This is a genomic window from Candidatus Eisenbacteria bacterium (assembly GCA_018831195.1).
Classification (GTDB): Bacteria; Eisenbacteria; RBG-16-71-46; order CAIMUX01; family JAHJDP01; genus JAHJDP01.
On sequence record JAHJDP010000032.1, the window covers coordinates 161,481 to 183,252 of the forward strand.

At 55.7% G+C, this 21,772-nt stretch carries 22 protein-coding genes; 18 read left to right on the top strand and 4 right to left on the bottom strand.

Going from position 1 to position 21,772, the window contains the following annotated elements:
- Positions 1 to 46 precede the first annotated feature (46 nt).
- From plsX to rnc, 7 genes are all read left to right on the top strand, one after another.
- Positions 47 to 1,072, top strand: a complete 1,026-nt coding sequence (gene plsX, locus KJ970_06640) for a phosphate acyltransferase PlsX (GenBank protein MBU2690590.1) — start codon at positions 47 to 49, stop codon at positions 1,070 to 1,072.
- Positions 1,050 to 2,051, top strand: coding sequence for a ketoacyl-ACP synthase III (locus KJ970_06645; protein ID MBU2690591.1), 1,002 nt, complete (start codon positions 1,050 to 1,052; stop codon positions 2,049 to 2,051). Before plsX ends, KJ970_06645 begins: the two co-directional genes overlap by 23 nt.
- Positions 2,051 to 3,016 carry an ACP S-malonyltransferase gene (gene fabD / locus KJ970_06650; protein MBU2690592.1) on the top strand — a complete coding sequence of 322 codons (966 nt, stop codon included), beginning with the start codon at positions 2,051 to 2,053 and terminating at the stop codon, positions 3,014 to 3,016. Before KJ970_06645 ends, fabD begins: the two co-directional genes overlap by 1 nt.
- Complete coding sequence (gene fabG / locus KJ970_06655; protein ID MBU2690593.1) at positions 3,013 to 3,762, top strand: 3-oxoacyl-[acyl-carrier-protein] reductase; 750 nt, start codon at positions 3,013 to 3,015, stop codon at positions 3,760 to 3,762. The genes fabD and fabG overlap by 4 nt, the downstream gene beginning before the upstream one ends.
- A 72-nt stretch (positions 3,763 to 3,834) precedes the next feature.
- Positions 3,835 to 4,071: an acyl carrier protein gene (acpP, locus tag KJ970_06660; GenBank protein MBU2690594.1), complete on the top strand. Its 237-nt coding sequence runs from the start codon at positions 3,835 to 3,837 to the stop codon at positions 4,069 to 4,071.
- Positions 4,072 to 4,120: 49 nt separating this feature from the next.
- The gene (gene fabF / locus KJ970_06665; protein ID MBU2690595.1) at positions 4,121 to 5,362 is read left to right on the top strand and encodes a beta-ketoacyl-ACP synthase II; all 1,242 of its coding nucleotides are present in this window, start codon (positions 4,121 to 4,123) and stop codon (positions 5,360 to 5,362) included.
- Positions 5,363 to 5,453: 91 nt separating this feature from the next.
- Positions 5,454 to 6,215: a ribonuclease III gene (gene rnc, locus KJ970_06670; GenBank protein ID MBU2690596.1), complete on the top strand. Its 762-nt coding sequence runs from the start codon at positions 5,454 to 5,456 to the stop codon at positions 6,213 to 6,215.
- Between the two features lie 16 nt (positions 6,216 to 6,231).
- On the opposite strand, the gene KJ970_06675 is transcribed toward rnc, so the two are convergent.
- Both KJ970_06675 and KJ970_06680 read right to left on the bottom strand, forming a co-directional pair.
- On the bottom strand, positions 6,232 to 7,545 hold the full coding sequence (locus KJ970_06675; protein MBU2690597.1) for an outer membrane protein transport protein: 1,314 nt from the start codon (positions 7,543 to 7,545) through the stop codon (positions 6,232 to 6,234).
- Between the two features lie 34 nt (positions 7,546 to 7,579).
- Entirely contained in the window at positions 7,580 to 8,059 is a 480-nt protein-coding gene (locus KJ970_06680) for a hypothetical protein (protein MBU2690598.1), read from the bottom strand.
- A gap of 197 nt (positions 8,060 to 8,256) precedes the next feature.
- Here KJ970_06680 and KJ970_06685 point away from each other — a divergent pair, with 197 nt between their 5' ends.
- The 11 genes from KJ970_06685 (at position 8,257) to accC (ending at position 19,185) form a co-directional block, all read left to right on the top strand.
- Complete coding sequence (locus tag KJ970_06685) at positions 8,257 to 10,044, top strand: tetratricopeptide repeat protein (protein MBU2690599.1); 1,788 nt, start codon at positions 8,257 to 8,259, stop codon at positions 10,042 to 10,044.
- On the top strand, positions 10,041 to 10,784 hold the full coding sequence (locus KJ970_06690; protein MBU2690600.1) for a sigma-70 family RNA polymerase sigma factor: 744 nt from the start codon (positions 10,041 to 10,043) through the stop codon (positions 10,782 to 10,784). The genes KJ970_06685 and KJ970_06690 overlap by 4 nt, the downstream gene beginning before the upstream one ends.
- The gene (locus KJ970_06695; GenBank protein MBU2690601.1) at positions 10,774 to 11,436 is read left to right on the top strand and encodes a zf-HC2 domain-containing protein; all 663 of its coding nucleotides are present in this window, start codon (positions 10,774 to 10,776) and stop codon (positions 11,434 to 11,436) included. Before KJ970_06690 ends, KJ970_06695 begins: the two co-directional genes overlap by 11 nt.
- The gene (locus KJ970_06700; protein ID MBU2690602.1) at positions 11,417 to 12,724 is read left to right on the top strand and encodes a S1C family serine protease; all 1,308 of its coding nucleotides are present in this window, start codon (positions 11,417 to 11,419) and stop codon (positions 12,722 to 12,724) included. The genes KJ970_06695 and KJ970_06700 overlap by 20 nt, the downstream gene beginning before the upstream one ends.
- A gap of 133 nt (positions 12,725 to 12,857) precedes the next feature.
- Positions 12,858 to 13,889: a DUF4837 family protein gene (locus KJ970_06705; protein MBU2690603.1), complete on the top strand. Its 1,032-nt coding sequence runs from the start codon at positions 12,858 to 12,860 to the stop codon at positions 13,887 to 13,889.
- Complete coding sequence (gene aroB / locus KJ970_06710) at positions 13,886 to 14,983, top strand: 3-dehydroquinate synthase (protein MBU2690604.1); 1,098 nt, start codon at positions 13,886 to 13,888, stop codon at positions 14,981 to 14,983. The genes KJ970_06705 and aroB overlap by 4 nt, the downstream gene beginning before the upstream one ends.
- Before the next feature lie 11 nt (positions 14,984 to 14,994).
- On the top strand, positions 14,995 to 15,441 hold the full coding sequence (locus tag KJ970_06715; protein MBU2690605.1) for a 3-dehydroquinate dehydratase: 447 nt from the start codon (positions 14,995 to 14,997) through the stop codon (positions 15,439 to 15,441).
- Positions 15,442 to 15,473: 32 nt separating this feature from the next.
- A complete protein-coding gene (efp, locus tag KJ970_06720; GenBank protein MBU2690606.1) occupies positions 15,474 to 16,037 on the top strand; it encodes an elongation factor P in 564 nt (187 codons plus the stop codon).
- A gap of 45 nt (positions 16,038 to 16,082) precedes the next feature.
- Entirely contained in the window at positions 16,083 to 16,571 is a 489-nt protein-coding gene (gene accB, locus KJ970_06725; GenBank protein MBU2690607.1) for an acetyl-CoA carboxylase biotin carboxyl carrier protein, read from the top strand.
- A 23-nt stretch (positions 16,572 to 16,594) separates the two neighbouring features.
- Positions 16,595 to 17,758, top strand: a complete 1,164-nt coding sequence (locus KJ970_06730; protein MBU2690608.1) for a type IV pilus twitching motility protein PilT — start codon at positions 16,595 to 16,597, stop codon at positions 17,756 to 17,758.
- Positions 17,759 to 17,814: 56 nt separating this feature from the next.
- Entirely contained in the window at positions 17,815 to 19,185 is a 1,371-nt protein-coding gene (gene accC / locus KJ970_06735; protein MBU2690609.1) for an acetyl-CoA carboxylase biotin carboxylase subunit, read from the top strand.
- A gap of 11 nt (positions 19,186 to 19,196) precedes the next feature.
- Here the strand turns inward: accC and KJ970_06740 are convergent, their stop codons facing one another.
- Entirely contained in the window at positions 19,197 to 20,282 is a 1,086-nt protein-coding gene (locus tag KJ970_06740) for an LptF/LptG family permease (protein ID MBU2690610.1), read from the bottom strand.
- Positions 20,283 to 20,290: 8 nt separating this feature from the next.
- Positions 20,291 to 21,643, bottom strand: coding sequence for an LptF/LptG family permease (locus tag KJ970_06745; GenBank protein ID MBU2690611.1), 1,353 nt, complete (start codon positions 21,641 to 21,643; stop codon positions 20,291 to 20,293).
- Positions 21,644 to 21,772 lie beyond the last annotated feature (129 nt).

The following is a 21,772-nucleotide window of genomic DNA, read 5'->3' on the forward strand; positions in this document are numbered from 1 at the left end:
ACACCAAACACCTTGATTTCCAAGGAACCCGTGTATGACCAAGCTCTTGCGAATCGGTGTCGACGCCATGGGGGGAGATCATGCTCCCGAAAGGATCGTTCGTGGAGCCGTTGAAGCGGCCCGCGCTCATGAAAATGAGTGGCAGGTTGTTCTCATTGGCGACCGTGAGGCGATCCGGCCTCATTTAGAGGCTCTCAAGGCCGACGAAAAGAAAATCGCCATCGTCCACACGACTCAGAAGGTCGAGATGTCGGATCGTGCGGTTGAGGCCATCCGGCGCAGCCCAGACGCCTCGATTGTGGTGGCGTCCCGGCTGCTCCGGAAAGGGGAACTTGATGCCGTTGTCAGCGCCGGCAATACAGGCGGTGTTGTGGCATCATCCCTTCTCAACCTGGGTCGGATCCCCGGAGTCCTTAGACCGGCCATCGCGGTCATCGTCCCGACACCGAAGGGTCATTGCGTTCTGCTGGATGCGGGAGCGAATTCCGATTGCCGGCCGGTTCATCTTCTGCAATTCGCGATCATGGGCCGGGTTTACGCCAAGTATCTATTCGGTGTCGACAAACCACGTATCGGGCTCCTGAATATCGGCGAGGAGAGTTCAAAGGGGAACGATCTGACGCAGCAGACTTTCGTATTGCTGGATGAGAACAAAGAAAAGTTAAACTTCATCGGCAATGTGGAAGGAAGGGATGTTCTGCGGGGAACGGCTGAGGTTGTCGTCTGCGACGGATTTGTTGGAAATGTTATTCTGAAGTTTGCCGAATCGGTTCTTGGTCTGGTTATTGAAACCACCCGGCGGGAACTGCAAAACAATCTCAAGCTTCAAATCGGCGCTTTGCTGATGAAACCGGTGATCTCCCGTATCCGGTCCCGGTTTAATTATGAGGAATACGGGGGAGCGCCTCTTCTGGGAGTCAATGGGATCACCGTTATCGCGCATGGTAGCTCCTCAGTGACGGCTATTCGGAATGCGGTAGAGACGGCCGCGCGCTCCGCACGACTCAGGATTCAGGACCTCATTAGAGAGGAGATCCAGGGTGAGCCCAATGCCCGCGAAGCAGCCGGTTAAAAATGTACAAATTGTTGGAACTGGGTCTTATGTGCCCGAGCGAGTCCTGACGAATGCTGATCTCGAAAAAATTGTGGATACGACCGATGAATGGATCGTGACCCGGACCGGTATCCACGAACGCCGGATCAGCTCTCCCGAACAGGCCTCATCTGATCTGGCCGAGATGGCCAGCCGCCGCGCCCTCGAGGATGCCGGCATCGATCCGCTGGAACTCGACGCGATTATTGTCGCGACGGTGACCCCCGATCATTTTTTCCCCAATGCAAGTTGTCTTTTACAATACAAGCTTGGTGCAAATAACGCCCTGGCCTTTGACGTTTCGGCCGCCTGTTCGGGATTTCTTTACGCCCTCCATGTGGGGCGGTGCATTATCATGGCGCAGGAGATGAAGACCGTCCTTGTTATTGGCGTCGAGTCGCTATCGAAAATTACAGATTATACAGATAGGACCACCTGTATTCTATTCGGCGACGGCGCCGGGGCTGCTGTTCTGCGGCCGGGACCGCCCGAGACGGGAATTCTGGGAACGATCCTTGGCGCCGACGGATCCTTCGGCCCTCTGATTCAGCAGATCGCCGGTGGCAGCCGGGTTCCCTGGTCTCAAGAGGCTCTGGACAACCGTCTTCAATATCTTAAAATGCGGGGCAATGAAGTTTTCAAGATTGGTGTCCGCGCCATGGAGAATGCTTGCCGGCAGGTCTTGGATAAGACCGGGTTGACCACGAAGGATGTTGATATCCTCATACCGCATCAAGCGAATATTCGGATCATCGAAGCACTGGCCAAGCGGCTCGAAATTGCCCATCATAAGGTCATCATCAATATAGATCATTACGGCAATACATCGGCCGCATCGGTTGCCATCGGTTTGGATGAAGGCCGGCGTTCCGGAAAAATTAAATCAGGAGATACGGTCCTCACCGTCGCCTTCGGCGGAGGCGTCACCTGGGCGTCCAGTGTCATTAGGTGGGCCTAATGATCGATCAAAAAGGAATCGTCTTTCTTTTTCCCGGGCAGGGATCCCAACGCGTCGGAATGGGATTGGATCTCGTTGAGACCGTCCCGGACGCCCGCAAGATCTTTGATAAAGCCGATGAAATCCTCGGCTTCTCGCTTTCAAAGCTTTGTTTTGAAGGCCCCGAGGAAGAGCTTAAACATACCCAGGTAACCCAACCGGCTCTCTTTGTCCATTCCATGGCGACTCTGGCCGCGATGGAGATCCAGCCGGAAGAGGGATCGGCCGTCGCCGGGCACAGTCTCGGGGAATGGACGGCCGCGGTCGCCTCAGGGGCGATTGATTTTGAGGATGGGCTCCGCCTTGTCCGGCGCCGCGGGGAGTTGATGGAGAAGGCGGGCGCTGAGCAATCCGGAACGATGGCCGCCATTCTGGGGCTTTCCAGGGATACGATTGAGGAAGTTTGTGCAGGGACCCCTGGGTCCGTCGTGGTTGCCAACCTGAATTCTCCCAAGCAGATCGTTATATCTGGAGAGGTCGCCGCGGTCGAAGCGGCTATGGAGAAAGCTCGGGAGGCGGGGGCGAAGAGGGTTATTCCCCTCTCCGTCGGGGGCGCCTTTCATTCACCTCTTATGGGATCTGCCGCGGAAGGTCTCAAGGAAGCCCTGGATGGGGTCTTTGTCCGGCGGGCCAGAGTCCCGATCATGGCCAATGTTTCCGGAAGATTTGTTCAGGAACCGGCGGATATTCGCAAGGCGATGACAGATCAACTTCTCAACGCGGTGCAATGGGATGCCTCGATGAGGAATCTTTTGGAGTGGGGCGGAAGATTATTTCTTGAGATTGGATCGGGTCGTGTATTATCTGGCCTTCAACGGCAAATTCATGGCGAGGACCTCAGCTTGGCTGTTGGAGATGTGAGTAGTCTTGTGGTTTGGCGAACCCGTTCTCAGGACCTCCAATCCGCGAAAGGGACAAGCAGATGACGGCGTCATTGGAAGGACGGGTGGCGGTGGTGACCGGTGGAAGCCGGGGGATCGGACGCGCCATATCGCTTGAATTAGCTCATCTTGGGGCTGATGTTGTCTTAATGGATCGGACGGGAGATCCTGAAGGCCAAACAGTCAAGGATATCCGGGCCCTCGGCCGGAAGTGCCGGCACATTGCCTGTGATGTTTCCAGGGGCGCCTCGGTGGAGGAAGCTGCAGCGAAGGCCAGAGAATCACTTGGACCGGTGCAGATTCTGGTCAACAATGCTGGAATCACCAGGGATCAACTGGCTGTAAGGCTCAGCGAAGAGGACTGGGATAAAGTCCTGGATATCAATCTCAAGGGGGCCTTTCTCTGCTGCAAGGCCTTCGCCCGGGATATGATGAAGGCCCGCTGGGGGCGGATCATCAATATCTCCTCGGTTGTCGGCCAGCGAGGAAATGTCGGGCAAGTTAATTATGCGGCCGCAAAGGCGGGAATGATCGGTTTATCCCGCAGTCTGGCCCGTGAGCTCGCGGGCCGGGGAATCACCGTGAATGTGGTGGCGCCCGGATTTATCGAAACAGCAATGACCGACGCCATCGGGGAGAAGGCCCGGGAGGCTCTTCTTCCCTTGATCCCCATCTCCCGTTTGGGGAAATGTGAGGATGTCGGGTCGGCCGTTGGTTTTTTCGCTTCAGATCAAGCCGGCTATATTACCGGACAGGTCCTGAATGTGGATGGCGGTATGGTTATGTCCTAGGAGGCGGTGCTGTATCGCCTTTCTGGGGTTGGTAGGGGAATCGAGACTCAATAGAGGTGCGGAGGAATGGTCATGGACGATTTCGAACAAAAAATCAAAGACATCATCGTTGAACAGCTGGGCGTCTCACCGGAGCAGGTGACCCCGGAAGCATCCTTCATCGATGATTTGGGGGCTGACTCCCTGGATACGGTGGAATTGGTTATGGCGCTCGAGGAGGCTTTTAAACTCGAAATCCCCGATGAAGATGCAGAGAAAATGGAGAAGGTCGGAGACGCACTCGAATATGTTCGGGAACGCGCAAAGTAGGTGACATCGCTTTCACCTGGCAGCGAAGCCGGAGTTGGTGAGGTAATGGATGAAAAGGCGGGTGGTGATCACAGGACTGGGTGTCCTCTCTCCTGTGGGACTCAATACCGGAGATTTTTGGGATTCCCTTATTGAGGGTCGTAGCGGTATTACGAGAATCACAAAGTTCGATCCTTCGGCGTTTTCCGCCCAGATTGCGGGTGAGCTGAAGGGATTCGATCCGGTCGCCTGTTTGGGAGCCAAGGAAGCTCGGCGTACCGATGCCTTTGTACAATATGCTCTTGTCGCCGCGCAGGAAGCGTTCGATCATGGCAAACTCAAATCGGAAGGAATCGATCCCGAACGTTTCGGTGTCATTATCGGCTCCGGCATCGGTGGCATCAATACGCTGGAAACCCAACATTCAGTTCTCATGGAGAGGGGACCGGATCGGGTCAGCCCCTTCTTCGTGCCGATGATGATTGCCGACATGGCTTCCGGGCAGGTTTCCATGAAGATGAACGCGAAGGGGCCTAACTTTGCCACCGTTTCGGCCTGCGCCTCCGGGGCCCATGCCATTGGGGAAGCTTTCCGTGTCTTAAGGGAAGGTCTTGCCGATGTGATGCTGACGGGCGGTGCGGAAGCTCCCCTCTCTCCTTTGGCATTGGCAGGCTTTTGTTCAATGAAGGCCCTCTCCACCCGCAATGACGATCCTGAGAGGGCGAGCCGGCCCTTCGACAAGGATCGCGATGGGTTCGTGATGGCGGAAGGAGCGGGGATCCTTTTGTTGGAAACTTTGGAATTCGCCAAAGCGCGTGGGGCGACGATTCTAGCAGAGCTGTGTGGGTATGGCGCAACGGCCGATGCGCATCATCTGACCGCACCGGCGCCCGGCGGGGAGGGGGCTGCGCGCGCCATGAAGGGAGCCATGGCTGAAGCGGGAATGAAACCGGAGGATGTGGATTATATCAACGCGCATGGGACTTCCACGCCTCTTAACGACCGATTCGAGACAATGGCTATTCAGCATGTCTTCGGCGCTCACGCGAAGAAACTCATGGTGAGTTCAACAAAATCGATGACGGGGCACCTTCTGGGAGCCGCCGGTGGAATCGAAACGGTTGCCTGCGTGCAATCCCTATTGACGGATATCGTCCCCCCGACGATCAATTATGAAAATCCGGATCCCGACTGCGATTTGGACTTTGTTCCGAACGAAGCCCGGAGGAAGCCCGTTCAGGTGATACTGTCCAATTCTCTCGGGTTTGGGGGCCACAATGTCTCTCTCTTACTCAAAAAATACGTGGATTGAGGATCTCTTTATTAGAACGGCAATATAAGGATCACTCTATCATGTCTCGTTTCTTCATTCGAAGTCGATTTTGTTTCGCATAGATATTGTCATGAATTTTTGGCGCCATTTCAGGAACTTCCTAACCGGATCCCGCAAGAGAAAGTTCTATAATCTTAAGGATGAAGAACGGATTACCGAGTTCCAGCGGCGGACCGGGGTTTGGTTTCAGAATCCCGATCTTCTGCGGTTGGCCCTGACGCATCGGTCTTTTCTGGGTTCGACCGATTTTGATCCCCGTGATTCCAATGAGCGGTTGGAGTTTCTCGGTGATGCGGTCTTGGAATTGACGGTAATTGATGATCTCTTCAAGCGGTTTCCTGATGATCTGGAAGGTGAATTAACCCGTAAAAAATCTCTCTTGGTCAGCAGGAATGTTCTGGCCGAAAGGGCCGAGATGATGGGTCTGGGACAATATATTCTCATGAGCAGCGCCGAGAGGGATTCGGGAGGTGGTGAAAGAGCTTCAATCCTGGCCGATACCTTTGAGGCTGTTCTTGGGGCGATCTTTCTTGATCAGGGCCTCGATGCGTCGCAGCACTTTGTCAATTCCCGGATTCTGGCCAATGCGGAAGGATTGCTGCGGGACAGGGATCATCGCAATTATAAAAGTGAACTTCAGGAGATTATTCAATCGCGATACAAGGTTCCTCCTCGGTACCGTGTTGTGGGAGAGGTGGGTCCTGAGCACCGGAAGCAGTTTACCATTCAGGTGGAATTAAAGGGACAGGTCTTGGGAAGCGGGGCTGGTTCCAACAAGAAAGAAGCCGAGCAGAACGCAGCCCGGGATGCGCTGGAAAAGGGCCTTTCCTGAGAGAATCCCTCACCTTCTAGAACCGGAAGGCCGCCCCCAAATAAATCTTATCTTCATTCGTTCCCTCAATAATGCCGGTGCCCTCTCTCTCGTACCAGCGATGTGTATAGGCGGCGTCAATCGTGAAGGATTCCTCAAGCAGCGCGCCAAAGCCAAAAGCAAACTCCCAGCGCTCCGGTGAAAACGCCGCTGTCTCATATCCGCCGTTGAAAACATCGGTGAAGATCAGCTTGTACGGGATAGGATCCCGGGAGATCCCGGCGCGGAAACGGACAGGCCAGATCTCCGGTGAGTACTCGGCGCCGAGCCTTAACGCGATCACCTCACGATAAGCATATTCTTGGTCGGGCCAAGGCGTTCTCATCGGTCCGGAATAACGGAGTTGAGTCCAGTCGGTGAATTGCAGATCTCCGGCGACGAGCAGAGGTCCGAAGAGCCACGCGAGCCCCGTCGTGACGGAGAAGGGAAGCGTCATATTGTCTTCGAAATCGAAATCGTCGATATAATCGACATCAATGGTTGAATCAGCGCTCGGGTAACTGTACTGAACATCCTCTGAAGCCGTCCCGGTAAAATCCAACGCCTTGGGGAGATCGATGGTCAAGGCGAACCGGCCGTTGTCCGCCACATGAATCAAGGCGCCGACCGATCCCGTCACCCCGCTGAATTCTGAATCATCAATGAAGAGGGAGTTATCAAAAGCCCCATTGGAGGCCTCGTAGTCATATCTTCGCTCGCGGTACGAGGTTCCGGCGAGAAGGGTCGCGGCCGCGCCGATGGAGACCCGCGGTGAGGCATCCCATGCCAATCCGGCCGACCAGGCGCCGAGGGACCCTTCTTCAAAGATATTTTCATCTTCGAAGAGAACGCGCCCCCCCTCGCCACGGCGCAGATAATCCTGATCGAGATCGGTGATCCGGTGGTAAGAAAGGCCGACGACAAAAGATCCCCGGTATGTCGGAAAGGGGTACACAAAACCCATCTGGGAGATCCGAGACGGGCTCATCGTTTTCTCTGACTTTGTGCCGAGATAGTTGGTCGTTTTTGTGGTCTGGTGATGCGTCAGGACCGCCGATAACTCGATTCGCTCCACACGGGCGAGGGCCGCGGGATTGTAATAGAGGGCGGTGGCGTCATCAGCGGCGGCCGAGTAAGCCCCCGCCATTCCCATGGCCCGGGCGCCGACCCCCGTCCGGTCGGCCAGGGGGATTTCCTGGGGGATCTGAGCCCAGCCGATCGTGACGAATATCGTCGCCAGCAGGGACAGGGCGATGGTTGCGATGCGGAGAAAAGAACAGGCGGAACCGACCATACCTTGAGAGCTCTGCAAGGGTGCGTCTCCTTCTATGACGGGTAATCGTTGACTATTTGCCGCGGCCCCAGAGGCGCCGTTTCTTCTTTTCGTCTTTCTTCTCTTCCTCTTTCTTGCCGCTTTCGGCGCTGGGCTGAGCGGGCTGATCGCTCGGCGGCGCGGAGCCTATTCTGGGGATGGGCGCCTGGTCCGGATGGGAACCACGATCCCATAGCCGTCCGTCGCCGGATCGAACTTGGGAACCTTCTTCGCCGTCTTGAGGGTAGTACCAATACCCGTCATACCACCAGGGTACGACATAGTATCCATACCAAGGGCTATATTCCCGATCGTAGTAGCCGCCGGAGTGGAGGAATGGATCACGGAAGTGATAGAGATCGGCATCAGCATGGCAGGTCGCACACTCATAGGTCTCTGCTTCCGAATTGGATTCGATCTGTGGATGGCGAAGCACCGTGTAACAGCCGACAAATAGGAAGGCGGCGATGAGAATGAAGCAAGCGCCTGAGATGCACCGTTGCCATTTATTCATTTTCAATACTCCCATGTCCTTGGCCAAACTTGAATTCAAGTATAGGCTTGTGGGTCAGGAGTGTCAAAGAGACGCCATCTTCCACAAGACTGCAATCGAATCCCAATGCTGATAAGGTGAGGATTCCATCGTCTCAAGGATGCATACCCGCAAGGATCGGCGAGGGTTCCGATCTCGCGGGTTAGGAGGTTTACCGGGTGCTGACAGGCAGGTGTATCGGCAGGCGTATCAATCGGTTTAATGGCGGTCGGGATAGAAGCGAAGGTCGCCGGGCCTGTCGTTGGGCCGTCTCTTTCCTGCCCCTGATCTCATTCTTCTGGCTCAGCTGCGCCGGCTCCCCTCCGCCGCCATCGCCCTTGTTGCCGCCATCATTGTCGCCGGCTCCGTTCGCGGCTGATCTCGATGCCTTTACGGCCGGTCTCCATTTCGAGATGAAGGGAGAGTACGAGAGCGCGCTGGCAGCCTATGTCAAAGCGCTCCGCGCCGATCCAGAAAATGCCTATCTCCTGGCCCGCGCCGCCGCCTGCCACATGGAGTTGAAGCAGTTCGATGAGGCGGCCGCGATCGCCTTCCGTTCCCTCGAAGCCGATTCCACCCAGGCTGAGGCGCATTGGATCAGGGGATTGTCACTGGCGCGGTCCAATCTTCTCCAGGAATCTTTGCCTGATTTGGAAGACGCCGTCCGTCTTGAGCCTTCAAAGGATCTCTATCTGGGGAGCCTCATACAAGTTCTCACGGCGGCGGGTCAGATGGATCTGGCGACGGAGACCCTCGAAAGGATCCTAGGAACAGGTTCCGAGTCCTCCCGTTGGCTCTTCCGTCTTGGAATGTACCTGTTACAGCGCAACCATGAATCATCCGCCCTGAAAATGTTTCGCCGGGTTGTACAAAACGATCCACAGAATGCAGAGGCCTGGATCTTGATCGGTGATATTGAGGGCAAATCGGGAAGACCCGCTGAAGGGGCGGAAGCCTATCTTCAGGCTCTGAGATTGCGACCGGAGAGCCCAAAGATCGCGCGGCAGGTTTTGCCTTTATTGATCTTCGAGGAGAAGTGGGAGGATGCCGCCGATGTCTTGAGCCTTCTCAATGACGGAAGCGGCTCCACGGACCAGGAGATGCTGAAACTCGCTCAGTGGCTCCTGAGCCAGAACGAGCCAGCCAAGGCGAAGGCGCTCCTCGAATTCCTGAAAAAAGAGTCGTCCGACAGTTCCGAACTCCGGCGTGTCTGGATGCAAACCCTCATCCTTCAAGGATCGCCGAGTGATGTTTATCGGGCCAGCCGGGATTTGCTCGATCTCGTGCCTGGGGATGCCGAGGGGCTGCGTGTCGGTGCGGCGGCCATGGCTGACTCGGGACGGATCGAAGAATCCCTGGAAATGCTGGGGAATCTTCTGAAGAGGTATCCGAGGGATATTCAGGGATATATGCTCCTCGGAGAAATCGAATCCCGGAGAGATCATTGGGAGGATGCCCTTCAGGCCTTCAGGCTTGTCTTGGAGATCGACTCAACGAGGGTTCGGGCCCTCTTTCAAGAGGGTGTTTCACTGGAACGTCTCGGCCGTTTTGATGAAGCGATCGATACCTTTCAAAGACTCATTGCCATGGAGCCTGATAACCATCAGGCTCTCAATTACATGGGTTACATGTGTATCGATCTGGGGATTCATCTCCCGGAGGCGATGGAGTGGATCAAGGAGGCCCTGGAGATTAGGCCCGATACACCAGCCTATCTCGATAGCCTGGGGTGGGGTTATTATCAATTGAAGCAATATAACGACGCCCTGACCTGGCTGCTGAAGTCGGTTGAGGGAGGTGGAAATGATCCTGAGATCTATCTTCATGTTGCCGGAGTCTTGAAAGAATTGGGCCGGATCGACGAAGCTATCGACTGGGTGCACCGGGTGCTGCGGCACCGTCCCGATCACGTCGGCGCCCTGCAGTTTTTGCAGGATTTGGAGGGGGTTCGGGAGGGCGTCCAGTGAGACCAAGTGAATCGAAACCTATCCGATCCAAAGTCGATCCGCCGGATCTAACTTCCGGGGAACCGGAAGCCGCCGACAAGGTAACAAGTGAGGGACCGGACAAGAGGCCGATGGAACCTGGAAACGCAGCCGATGATATCTTGCAGCTGAACGCCATCGCCGATGAGGATCTCATGGGCGTGATCGTTCAGGGTCGGGAAGACGCCTTTGAAGAATTGGTCCGGCGTTACCGAGGCAAGATTATTAATTTGGTGCACCGCTTCATCAATGACCGCGAGCGGGCGCAGGAGTTATCGCAAGAGGTCTTCCTCAGGGTTTTTGTCCACAGGAAAAGGTATCGGCGCAGTGGGAAGTTCAGCACATGGATCTACACCATCGCCGTTAATCTTGCCAAAAATGAGATTCGGCGAAAGGTAAGGTTGCGGGGCCAAATGAGCCTCGATGCGTTGCTGGAGATGACGGGGGATTCCGCCCCCTTCTTCGCCGACGACCGGCCGAAACCCGATCGTCGAACGCACCAAAGAGAGGTGGAGCGCATCGTTACGACGGCCATATCCACACTGCCCCCGAAGTATCGGGAGGTGCTCATCCTCAGAGATATTCAGCAACTCTCTTACGAGGAGATCGAGCAAGTCGTCGGTATTCCCGGCGGAACGGTAAGGTCACGCATCAATAGAGCGCGCCAGGCGCTCAAGGAACGTTTGGAACCGATTCTGGGAGGAGATAAGGATGCAGTGTAAGAAGGTCATCCATCTGTTCAGCGCATACCTCGACGGCGAGCTGATGATAGAGGAAGAAGATCGCATCGAGCAGCATCTGAACGGGTGCCCCCAGTGCCATGCGGAGTTTGTTAAACTTCGTAATATGGTGAATCTCATGGGGCAGCTTCCCCAAGACGACCCGGGGGAGGCGTTCAGCCAGAGTGTTATGCGGAGAATCCGGACCGCGGGCGACGCGGCGCCTCTGAAGGAGTCCCTGCCATGGGGTGATCGGTTGGCGCAATGGTTCCGTTTTGAGAAAGCGCCGCGACCCATTTTTGGAATGGCGGCGACGCTTGTTTTGGGACTTGTTGTCGGCGCCGGTATCTACCAGGTTCTGGGCGGACATCTCACCGGCGAGAGCGATTCAACGCCGGGCGGCGTGATCGCCCGCAGCGAAGCACCCACTTTGGCGGTCGATGGAGATCGTGAGACACCGGTGGTAGGGATGGCGGATGCGGCTGGCGCCGCAGTGATTCAACCGAGCGATTCCCTTGCAAACACGGCTCCGGAATTCGTCCTGGATCCCTACATTATGGAGGATGAGTTGAGGCAGGTCGCTGTTCCACTTTATCCTCGGGGCGTCTTCAATGTTCGCGATGCTTCTCCCAAAGATGATACGATCACATTCTAAAACTCGAGATCCGATCCTCGTAACGAGAGGCTTTCTGGTCTTGCTTTTGGGACTCTTGTCTCTCATTTCGAGCCCGGCCCCTCTCCGGGCTGCCGGCGAGTTAGGATCCACCCTCGATAAAATGCTTGAGGAGATGCAACCGAGTGTTGTGGCCGTGGAGGCGCACCGGCCCCTCTTCTCTTCGAATGCACAGGATCTTAGGAACCGGCGATTGCCGGGCGACTTTTCCCATAAGCTTTTTGTTTCATCCGGCGTTCTCATCGCGGGCGGGCATTATATTGTGACGACCGCTTCAGGCGTCGAATTGGGCGATTCGATCGTCATCCGTTTCCATACGGGGGAGCGTATAGCGGCGCGCCTGCATTATGAAGATCGGCGAATGAACGTCGCCTTAATCGAATTAGACGAGGTTGTCTCCGGAGTCCGAAGCCTGCCGATTCGCGAAATCCCGGATAGTCTTTCGGCGCGGGGGGATTGGGTCGCCGCCTTAGGTTATTCCTCCGGAAATCCCGAACCGGTTCTCACCATCGGGCAGTTTTTTGGGAGATCGTATACTCGCGATGGAGCGACGACGCGGGCTGTTCTGCGGACCACCGTGCCGATCTTCCCGGGAAGCAGCGGCGGACTTCTCGTCGATGCCGATGGGAATTGGATCGGTTTGCTCTCCGGTTCCTGCTACAGACCCGGCGCGGTTCATGATTGTCCCAATGATATCACTCTCGGGAGCGGGCCCCAGGTCGCCCTGGCGATACCGGTTCGCGATGTCCTTGCCGCCGCAGAGCGGCTTGAGGTGGAAGGAAGATCCAGTCGCGCTTTTCTCGGTGTCCGTATCTCAACCGAGGCCGAGTCAAGCGGCGCGGCGCGAGAGGACTCAGCTGAGGGTTATAAAGGTTTAACAATATTCGCCATTCTTGAGGAGAGCCCGGCCGCGCAAGCCGGTCTCCTGGCGGGGGACATTATACTCTCCATAGAAGGAATGCCCGTCAATAATATGGAGACTCTCCGTGATCTCGTGTCTCAGCGGGAATCAGGGATGACGATGAACCTGAAGATTCAAAGAGAGGGCCGTTCCTTCGATCGTACCGTTCAATTGGGGGATCGAAGAATATACGATTTGTTTGCGGAAACGCGTGAACGTGAAATGTTCCAGGAACGGCAAATCCAAACCCAGATCCGCCAGTTAGAACAGCTTTTACAGAGGCTGCGCTCAAGCCCCTATGCCCAAACCAAATCGGTAGAACCGGCGCCGGTTGTGGGCCGGGGAGAGACCGGCCGGCGTTCTCCCTAGCTGTTGAGACCTTCCTGTGCCTCATGGAACAAAGCCCCCTGCGCTGGACCCGGCGGGGGGCTTATGGTAGTTTCCTCGGCGAGTGCAGCAAGGGTGTGAGCCGGGGTCTTCAATAGGATTTTGGAGGGATCGCATGCGGCTGAAAATGGGGATGAGTCTGCTTCTTCTGGGCCTCTTTCTATCGGGCTGCAGCAAACCATTTGAGTTGGCGAAGGGATCGACTCAGAGCGTCAGCCTCTTTACCGTGTGGCAGCGGCAGGATGACCGGGTTGAGTGGATCCGGGAGAGACTCGAAGCGCCGGTCATTGTCGCCATCCGTCCTGAAAGAAACTTCAGTGTCGAGGTGGTTGAACCGAGCGGGTTACCATCCCGCCGGGAATGGCGGACACATATTTTTCTGGAGGATCTCAGCCAGAACGGGCGGATCCGGCAGACCGTGGAGAAAATTCTTGGGAAGGAAGAGCTGGAAAAACTCGCCGCCCTCCCCGCCGGTCATCGGATGCTTCGCGATGTCTGGGCTCGGGGCCAGACCATCCTCATCCTCCATTGCAAGGATCCAGAGGCCTTCCGGGACTATTTGGAGGAGAACGGCGAACAGCTTATGCGGTCGCTCGAAGCGACCGTAACAATCGGTGTTGCAGAAACACTTTACATATCAGGCGAGCAGGAGGGGATGGAGCAATCGATCAGAGATAAGTATCATTTTTCCCTGCGCATCCCGGCGGGCTACAAGGTTTCTGAAGATCCGGAGAACAAGGTTATCCGAATGACATTTGTACGTTACAAGGGTCCCGCTCAGTTTCTCATTCTTCACACCCGGCCTAGAGAGGGTGTTTTTCTTGATCCGGACTGGGCTCTTAAATTCCGGGATGCCTTGGTGGTCCTCTACAACGAGGGGGACCATGTTGAGTTTTCCCGTTCGGTGGGGTGGTTCGAGCCCTTTCAAGGTAATGAGGCGGTGCGGCTGAGGGGCTTATGGCAGAATGAAGAATACAATATGGGGGGCGGGTTTGAGTCGATCCTCTTTTTGCTTGAAGATCAGGCCATTTTTATGGATCTGGCGATCTTCAATCCGACGGGGGAAAAGCTGCCCTATATGAGAGAGCTGCGCGCTATCGCCTCCACCTTCAGAGTCGACGACCGGGAAGGTGACGACCCCTTGTGAAAAAGCTTCAATGCCGGACCGATCCACCTTACACAATCTATGTCGGTCCGCTGAACGATGGGGAGATCCGTGAGGCCCTCTTCGCCTTGGCACGGGAAGAAGAGTGGGCCTCCCCCGCCGTGATCGTGAGTGACAACCATGTCGCCCCGCTTTATGCCGACCGCCTTCAAACCCTCCTCACCGATGCCGGACTGGCCCCAAGCCTCATGACCGTGGAGGCGGGGGAGGGCTCAAAGTCGATGGCGACCTTCGAGGTTCTCTGCCAGTCCTTCCTGGAACGGGGCGTCTGCCGCCGTTCGCCGGTTTTCGCACTTGGCGGTGGTGTTGTGGGAGATCTTGCCGGTTTTGCCGCGGCGACATTCTCGAGAGGGATGCCATGGGTTGTTGTTCCGACCTCCCTTTTAGCTCAGGTAGACAGTTCTGTCGGGGGGAAAGTCGCCATTAATCTCCCGGTGGCCAAGAATATGCTGGGATCCTTTCACCAGCCCCGGATGGTCATTGCTGATCCGAACTGCCTCAAGACCCTTCCAGAGAGGGAGTACCTGAGCGGTTTGGCGGAAATCCTGAAATCGGCGATTGTGGGGGATCGAGAGTTATTGACCCTCCTGGAGGAGAGAGGGCAAGCTATTCTGGATCGAGAGGTCCAGCTTCTAGAGGGGGTTGTCGACGCTTCCCTGAAGGTCAAATGCGACGTAGTAGAGAGGGACGAAAAGGACTATGGTCACCGTCATGTTCTGAACCTTGGACATACCTTTGGGCACGCCATCGAGGCGGTCGCAGGATACGGCCGGTGGCTCCATGGAGAGGCTGTGGCGGTGGGTCTGTGCGCCGCCCTCTGGTTATCCTGGCGCATGGGTTCTCTGTCTGAGGAGGCCATCCTAAGAATCGAGAACCTCTTGACTCAATGGGGGTTACCCGTGAGGGCCTCCGGGCTCGATCCCGCCGAAGTGGAAAAGGCCATGGGGTATGATAAGAAATTTACGCGGGGCCGACAACGGTTCGTTCTTATAGAGGATTGGGGAAGACCGGTCATTGTCCCGGATCCGCCCCGTGAACTCGTGAGAGAAACCATCCGGCGCATGGTCTCGGCATAGGGGGGTGATGCTTGAAACGTGTTTTGGTGCTCCTGGGACCCAATCTAAATATGGTGGGCCGCCGTGAGCCTGGGATATATGGCGAGATCTCGATTGAGACCATAATGAAGGATTTGACCGGCGAGGCGGAGAAGCTCGGGATCCGTCTGGAGGTTTTTCAATCAAATCATGAAGGGGTTCTCATTGACCGTCTTCAGGAGGCCCAAGGTATCTATGATGGAATCTTGTTGAATCCAGGGGGATATTCACATCAAAGTATAGCCCTTCGGGACGCCGTGGCGGCTTGCGGAGTGAGTGTCATTCTAGTTCATTTATCCAATACTTGGGCGCGCGAATCGTATCGCCACCAGGATATTGTCGGATCGGCCTGCCATGGTGCGGTGATTGGCTTGGGACGTGTGAGCTTCTCCGCTGGATTGTGGGCCCTGTACCGTTTGTCGGAGGAAAGGCCGGGCTAACGGCATTTCCAGAATTTGAAGGAGGAGGGGCGATGGCATCGACCGGTGATTTTCGCAACGGGATGATGGTAAAAATCGATGGGGATATCTGTAAAATTGTTGATTTTCAGCATGTGAAACCGGGTAAGGGGGGGGCTTTTGTCCGCACCAAACTGAAAAGAGTGGTTTCCGGTGCTGTGATCGATAGAACCTTCCGGGCCGGTGAGAAGGTCGAGGAGGTCCGGGTTGAACGACACAAGATGCAGTATACCTACCGCGATGGCTCACACTTTCATCTCATGAATCTGGAAACCTATGAAGAGGTCGTGATGGATGAGGCCGCTATCGGCGATGACGCCAAATATCTTAAGGAAGGGACCGAGCTGGATCTTATGATGAGTGATGATGGTCCTCTCGGCATGGAGCTTCCGACCTTTGTTGTCCTCGAGGTGACGGAAACTGACCCCGGATTTCGTGGTGACACAGCCTCAGGAGGCGGAAAACCGGCCACGATGGAGACGGGATTGGTCGTTCAAGTGCCGCTTTTCATCGAAGTTGGAGAACGCCTTAAGATCGATACCCGCAGCGGTGAGTATGTGGAGCGGGTGAATCCGTGAATCGGCCTTCCTTGACCATGTGAACTGCTGCTGGAGGGATACGGGATGGATGTCGAAGAATTGAAGAGACTCATCCGTTTGGTGGAAGAGAGCCAGATCGACGAATTGGAGATCCGGAAGTTATGGTCCCGCGTCCGGATCACTAAGGCGGGAGCCCTGGGCCTCCATCCGTCTCGAGCTGACGGAGGCGGGTGCCCAGCCAGTGAGCCGATGGTTGTCTCGGTGCCATCAATCGTCACGCCGGCCGCGCCGGCGCCGGTCGGCAAAGAGCCGGAAGTGGATGAGGGGCTGGTACCAATTGTATCCCCTATTGTGGGTACGTTTTACCGAGCTCCGTCGCCTGATGCCGCGCCCTATTCGGATGTCGGCACAAGGGTCTCCCCGGGTCAGGTGGTCTGCATTGTGGAAGCGATGAAGCTGATGAACGAAATCGAAGCAGAGGTTTCCGGCACGGTTGAGCGCATTCTCGTTGAGAACACGCAACCGGTGGAATTCAACCAGCCTCTCTTTCTCGTTCGTCCAGACGCTTCCTGAGCCGCGGTAAGGAAGGAGGCTACTTGAGCCTGAGGAATCTTTTGGAAGTGATGATGGAGAAAGGGGCATCTGATCTCCATCTCAAAGCCGGATCCCGGCCGGTTATTCGTATTGATGGACTTCTTCATAATACCGACTATCCCGTGCAGACTCCCGAATCGGTTGAGGAAATCTCCATGGAAATCCTCAAACCGAGCCAACAGGAGGCGTTGAGGGAAGAACGGGAAATCGATTTAGCTTTCGGTGTGCCCGGATTGGCGAGATTCCGTTGCAATATCTATTTTCAAAGAGGATCACAAGCCCTGGCGATCCGTTTTGTTCCGCTTGGGGTGCCTTCGTTGAGTGAGCTGAATCTTCCTCCGATCGTGGAAAATCTGGCCCTGTTGCCGCGCGGTCTGGTGCTCGTCACCGGCACCGTCGGCTCTGGGAAATCGACGACCCTCGCCGCCATGATCGATTTGTTAAACCGAACGCAATCGAGGAATATCATTACAATTGAGGACCCGGTTGAGTTTTTGCATCGGGATGACCGTTGCATTATCAACCAGCGGGAAGTTGGACAGGATACACCGAGTTTTGCCGCGGGGTTGAAACATGTTCTTCGCCAGGATCCCGATGTCATCATGCTGGGTGAAATCCGGGATTCGGAGACAATGTCGGTGGCCCTTATGGCGGCTGACACGGGCCACCTTGTCTTGTCCACGCTGCACACTGTCGATGCGGCCCGCACCATCAACCGTGTTCTGTCGTTTTATCCGCCCGATCAGCATCAAGAGGTCCGGTATCTTATGGCGCAGACTCTCGCGGGCGTCGTGAGTCTGAGGCTGCTCCCGAGAAAAGACAGCGCGGGTCGGGTTCCCGCCGCCGAGGTCTGTATCGCCACTCCGACGGTTAAAGAATATTTGATGGATGCCGCCAAATCGAATCGCATCTATGAGGCGATGGCGGAGGGCTCGAACACATACGGCATGCAGATATTCGATCAGTCCCTTATGAAACTTTACTCTGAGGATCTGATCGGCTTGGATGTGGCTTTGCGCAACGCTACCAACCCGACTGAGTTCAGACTCCGAGTCGCTGGAATCGAATCGGCGAGTGATGGGACTTGGAGGGGATTTCAGAAGGGGGCGGATAATCCGGAAGGGATGAAGGAGAAGAAGTCCCAGCACTTCGATTTTGATTCCTAGGGGATGGGACACCATCCGCGCTGAAGGAAACCCGGCACCGCCAAGGAGGGCGACGAATGTTTAAAAAGATCCTGGTGGCCAACCGGGGTGAAATCGCCGTTCGTATCATTCGGGCCTGTCATGAGCTGGGTATCGAAGTGGTCAGTGTTTACTCCGAGGGAGATCGGGACTCGCTTCATGTCCGACTGGCCGATGAAGCGGTCTGTATCGGCCCGGCCCCAAGCCGCAGCAGTTATCTCAACACCACCGCCATTATCAGCGCCGCCCTCGTCACACGGTCGGAGGCCATTCATCCCGGCTATGGATTTCTTGCTGAAAACGCCAATTTTTCCGAAGCCTGCGAGCAATCCGATCTCGTCTTCATCGGACCGCGACCCGAGGCTATTCGCTTGATGGGTGACAAGGCGATGGCCCGGAAGGCGATGCAGGAAGCCGGCGTTCCTGTTGTTCCGGGAAGCGACGGTATCATTGAATCGCTTGAGCAGGCCCGTAACGTAACCCAGAAAATGGGCTTTCCCATGATTATGAAGGCGAAGGATGGGGGCGGTGGCAAGGGGATGCGGATTGTCTGGAGTGAATCGGAACTGGAGTCTGCCTTCGCAATGGCCACAGCGGAAGCTGAGGCGGCCTTCGGCAGCGGTGCTATGTATATGGAACGATTCCTCGAAAAACCCCGGCATGTAGAGATCCAGGTTGCGGCGGATTCGGAGGGGAATGTCGTCCATTTTTATGAAAGAGATTGTTCTATTCAGCGGCGGCATCAGAAGCTGCTTGAGGAGTCGCCTTGTCCGATTCTCACCAAAGAGAAGCGCGCACAGCTGACCGATACGGCGGTTCGCGGCGCCCAGGGAATCGGGTATTCCAGTTTGGGCACCATGGAATTCCTGCTCGATGAGGACGGCAGTTTTTATTTTATGGAGATGAATACACGGCTTCAGGTTGAACATCCCGTCACCGAAATGATAACGGGAAGGGACCTTGTTCGGCTTCAGATTTCGATCGCCGCGGGAAATTCCTTGCCGTTCCTGCAGCAGGATATTCAATTGAGCGGACACGCCATTGAATGTCGGATCAACGCCGAGGATCCCCGCCGCAATTTTCGTCCGGTTCCGGGCCCGATCCGTTTCTTTCATGCGCCCGGAGGGCCGGGTGTGAGGGTTGATTCACATTTGTACAGCGGATACAGTGTTCCATCCCACTATGATTCTCTCTTAGCGAAGATCATTGTTAAAGATGATGAGCGTGGCGCGGCGATTGCGCGGATGAAAAGAGCCCTGGATGAGCTGGTGATCGAAGGCATACCGACAACAGCGACCTTCCATATCGATGTGATGCAAAATGAAGATTTTATCATCGGGAAAAATGTCGATACCGGATTCCTTCGGAAGTACATGCCACAATATGATTCGAGCCGGAAAAAAGAGTGACCGTATCCTGATTATCTGTGAGCCCGCCAAAGCAGGAAGAGACCGATTATAGAAAATGTGATATTCCCAAGCCATGCCGAAAGAAGGGGTGGGAGGGTGGCATGATACCCGAAGGCCTGTCCGACCCGGATGAAGGCGAAGTAGGCGAAACCCAAAAAGAGCGAGAGGCCGACTCCCAGTGCGACATTGCCTCCCCGCCTGTTGCGGAGCGAGAGAACCGATCCCAGTAACACCATGACCAGACTGCTGAACGGGAATGATCCCCGTATGTGATAATTGACCTCATATTTCTGGACCCGCACGCCCCCCTCGCCGAGACGGCAGATATATTGACGCAACTGTGTACGGCTCATGTAGAGCGGATCACCTTCCGGCCGCGCAAAATCTTCGGGTCTTTCCTCAAGGCGGGAATCGGCATATTTGTTGAAACGGACCCCGATTTCCTGCTCTTCTAAAAAGCGACGCAGGATACCGGTGCGGAATTCCCAAATCTCATTACGCCAGGTGGCGCGCTGGGCGTCCAACCGCCACTCCAATTCCTGGGCGCCCTTCTTGGGATGCTGAACGGAAACAGTTCTGAGAATTTTGGTTGGGGCTTCATACGAAGCCGCCAGATAGATCCGGCCCATGTGGCCGAGAAGGAGGATATCGCTGCGGCTGGCGCCCGATGTATGCTGGCGTCCGCGGATCTTGGTTCGATAAAGCTCTTCTTGCATGCGCGTCGTGTTCGGTGTCACCTGTTCGTTGATCAGCAGGGTCCCGACGGAAATGGCCGCCCCGGCCACAAGAAGCGGAGCGAGGATACGCAAGGGTGTGAATCCGGAGACCTGCATCGCGGTCAGCTCTCCCCATTTTTTAAGCTGGCCGAGGGAGAGAACGGCTCCCAACAACAGCGCGATGGGGATGACCTCGATGATGACCAGGGGAAGCCCAAAGAGGTAATACTGAATAACCACAGGGATAGAGGCTTTGTGATCGATAAATATATCGATTTTTTCGAAAAGATCGACGATGACAAAAATGCCGACGAAGGCGACGAATCCGATGGTGGAGAAGAGTAGAAACTCTCTCAGAAGATGTCGATCAAGGATTTTCACCGTGTGGCCTACTTCCCCGTACCGAATGCGCATGTCTTCCAGGTCAGATAGATGCCCAACAAACCCAGAATAATATTCGGCAGCCACATCGATACCCAAGGAGGCAAGATAGCCCGGTCCGCCAATTGTTCTCCTCCCACAAGGGCCAGGTAGTAGAAAAGGAAGAATCCGACGCTGATGAATCCCGCCGCCATGCCGCCCCTCCGCGATTGAATACCTAATGGAGCCCCCAAGAGAACAAAAATGATACAGGCGGCCGGAATCGAAAATTTCTTCTGTATCTCAACTTTGAACTGAGCGATTCGTTTTCCGGTGGCGAGAACCTGCAGCTCCTTTCGGCGCGCTTCCTCAACCCAGCGCCTTTGCTTCGGCCCCACCATCGAATCGGGCAGGACCGATTGGACCGTTGCGGGGCGCAACCAGGGGATCCATCGCAGCAGCCTGGGAAGCGGCTTTGGCGCTGGGCCCGGCAGCTGGCGAAAATCGGTGAGCCCAAGCGTGGCCAGAGCCGTGTCCCGCTCCGCTTCATATTGACCCGCCTCGGCATGCAGCTCTTCTATCTTTTCTACCATCATCGGGATCGACATCTCCCGTTGACCACGGGACCGGCGCACCGGGTTGGCTTGCCCCCGTTGGGAATTGTCGGTGATATTCATGGTTTGCCTTTCGAAGTGCAGGCGCCGGTATGTCGTGCCGCCTCCCTCGGCCTGAGCCTCATGAACCTCGCCGTCTTCCAATTCAAGGACAAGAATTCCCTGCTCCGGCTTGTAATGAAGAAAACCCTGTTTGGCCAGAATGGTCCGGGGCTGGGTCGAGCCCATGGAAGAATCAAAAATCATAACCTGCTGCATCCTTCCCGATCGGTCATCAAGCCGGCTGATAAACAAGGTGTAACCTGGAAAGTCGTCGATGAAGACTCCTTCCTGAATCTGTGCCGTTGGTCGGGTTTTGTTGACTTGTACGATGAGGTTGGCGAAGGCATGATTTGTATCGGGTAGTATGTAATTATTGAAGAGCGCCAGGGCGGCGGCAATGATCACGGAAAGGATCAGGGAAGGCATGATAATCTGGGTGAGAGAGACACCCCCGGCTTGGAGGGCCAGAGCTTCGTTGTCCTGAGCCATCCTGCCGTACGTCATCAGGACGCCGACGAGAACGGCACAGGGTACGCTGAGGGCCAGCATCCACCCGAGTCCCAAAATATACATCCGGGCCACGGTGAGAAAGGGGATCCCCTTGCCGATGAAGAGATCGAGGTAGTCCAGCAGAAAATCCATCGATAGGAGCGCGGTCACAACGCCCAGCCCGAGCAGGCTCGGCCAAATGAGGGATCGGATGACGTAGCGTTGCAGGATCGTCACGAAACCCCTTTCCAGCGGTTCGCTCGCGGCTGAAAATCCGCCCGGTGGATGACTTTTGAACTTTTCCCCAACCCCAGAGTATAGAATGCGGGGCCGGAAGGGAACCGAGTCCTTGAACCCTCTAACCTT